This is a genomic window from Pseudomonas sp. 05N434 (assembly GCF_056396965.1).
Genome location: NZ_JBFTMK010000688.1, coordinates 1 through 2,232 on the forward strand (window position 1 = coordinate 1; position 2,232 = coordinate 2,232).

The 2,232-nt window shown below is 59.8% G+C and carries 2 protein-coding genes; one reads left to right on the plus strand and one right to left on the minus strand.

What is annotated here, in order from left to right:
• Positions 1-1,185: M48 family metalloprotease (locus tag AC1DLB_RS28080; protein ID WP_477786092.1), on the plus strand; the 1,185-nt coding region annotated here is incomplete at its 5' end.
• 75 nt (positions 1,186-1,260) lie between these two features.
• Here the strand turns inward: AC1DLB_RS28080 and AC1DLB_RS28085 are convergent.
• On the minus strand, positions 1,261-2,232 hold a 972-nt coding region (locus AC1DLB_RS28085), incomplete at its 5' end, for a PDZ domain-containing protein (protein WP_477786093.1).

Sequence of the window (2,232 nt, forward strand, 5' to 3'; positions counted from 1 at the left end):
CGCCTGGAGTTCATCCTGATCAACAGCCCACAGCTCAACGCTTTCGCCGCGCCGGGTGGGATCGTCGGCGTCAACGGGGGCTTGTTCCTCAACGCCCAGACCGAAGGCGAATATGCCTCGGTCCTGGCCCACGAACTGGCCCACTTGTCGCAGCGTCACTTCGCCCGTGGTGTCGAAGCCTCGCAACGCATGCAAGTTCCTATGATGGCTGCATTGCTGGCCGGGATCGTGATTGCCGCTGCCGGCGCAGGCGATGCCGGGATCGCAACCATTGCCGGCACCCAGGCGGCGGCGATGCAGGAACAACGACGGTTCTCGCGCCAGAACGAACAGGAAGCCGACCGTATCGGCATCATGAATCTGGAGAAGGCCGGTTACGATCCGCGCTCGATGCCGACCATGTTCGAACGGCTGATGCGCCAGTACCGCTACGATGCCAAGCCGCCGGAATTCCTGCTGACTCACCCGGTGACCGAATCGCGTATCGCCGACACCCGCAACCGTGCCGAACAGGCCAAACCGGGCGGTATCGAAGACAGCATGCGTTATCAGCTGATTCGTGCACGCGTGCAGCTGATCTATGAAGAAACCCCAGGCTTGGGTGCCAAGCGCTTCCGCGCCCAACTCGATGAAAACCCGAAAAACGACGTCGCGCGCTATGGCCTGGCAATCGCCCAGATCAAGGGCGGCCAGCTGAATGAAGCTCGCGAGAACCTCAAGCAGCTGCTGACCAAGTCGCCGAACGAGATCATCTACAACCTGGCGCAGGTCGATCTGGACATCACCAATAATCGTCTGCCCGATGCTCAGTCACGGGTTGACCGGATGCTGACTCAGTATCCGGGCAACTACCCACTGAATCAGGTGCGTGTCGATCTGCTGCTCAAGCAGAATCGAGCAGCCGATGCGGAAAAAGCGCTGGAGAACCTGCTCAAGACCCGCCCCGAAGATCCGGACGTCTGGTACCTGGTGGCCGAGACTCGCGGCCTGTCGGGCAACATCATCGGCCTGCATCAAGCTCGTGCAGAGTACTTCGCACTGATCGGCGATTATCGCCAGGCGATCCAGCAACTGGACTTCGCCAAACGCAAGGCGGGCAGCAACTTCCCGCTGTCATCGCGGATCGACGCACGGCAACGCGAGCTGATGGAGCAGGAACGCATGGTCAAGGACATGATGGGCTGACCGCTTCGAGGTCAAAATTCAGGTACAAAAAAACCGCCTCTTTCGAGGCGGTTTTTTATTCAGCCGACAACCGGTTTATTCAGCCAGTTTGAAGGTGATGAAGCTGGCGCGACCCTGGCGCAGAACCCGCATCGACACCGAGCGGTTCTTCGGCAACGCCTTGGCGATCTCGGTGAACTCCTTCGTGGAGCCGATCGCCTGGTTGTTCAGGTGAGTGATCACATCACCAGGCTGCAAGCCGATCAGGGCAGCAGGACCGTCCTGCACGTCCTTGATTACCACACCACCTTTAAGGTCGTAGGCTTTCTTCTGCTCATCGGTCAATTCGGCCACGGAAACACCCAGGCGATTGCTGCTGCGCTCCGCGCCAGATTTAGGCTGGGCGTCCAGCTCTTTGCCTTCTTCAGGGATAGCGCCGACGGTCAGCTCGACATTCTTGCGTTTGCCTTCGCGGATCACCTCAAGATTGGCTTTCGAGCCGGCCTTCAGCGCACCCACCAAGTGCGGCAGATCGGCGGACATGACGATCGGTTGACCGTTCATGCTCAGGATCACGTCGCCCACTTGCAGGCCACCCTTGGCAGCCGGACCGTCATCCTGGATCTGAGCCACCAGCGCACCGGCCGGTTTCTCAAGACCGAACGACTCGGCCAGATCTTTGCTCACTTCCTGGATCACCACACCCAACCAGCCACGGCTGACTTTACCGCCGCTTTTCAGCTGATTGGAAACGTCCATCGCCACATCGATAGGGATCGCGAACGACACGCCMATGAAGCCGCCGGAACGGGTGTAGATCTGCGAGTTGATGCCGACCACTTCACCGGCCAGGTTGAACAGCGGACCACCGGAGTTACCCGGGTTGATCGGCACGTCGGTCTGGATGAACGGAACATAGTTTTCGTTCGGCAGGCTGCGACCAATGGCACTGACGATGCCTTGGGTCACTGTGTGATCAAAGCCGAACGGCGAGCCGATGGCCACGACCCACTGACCGGCCTTCAGGTCCTGCGATTTGCCGAGCTTCAGAACCGGCAGGTTCTTGCC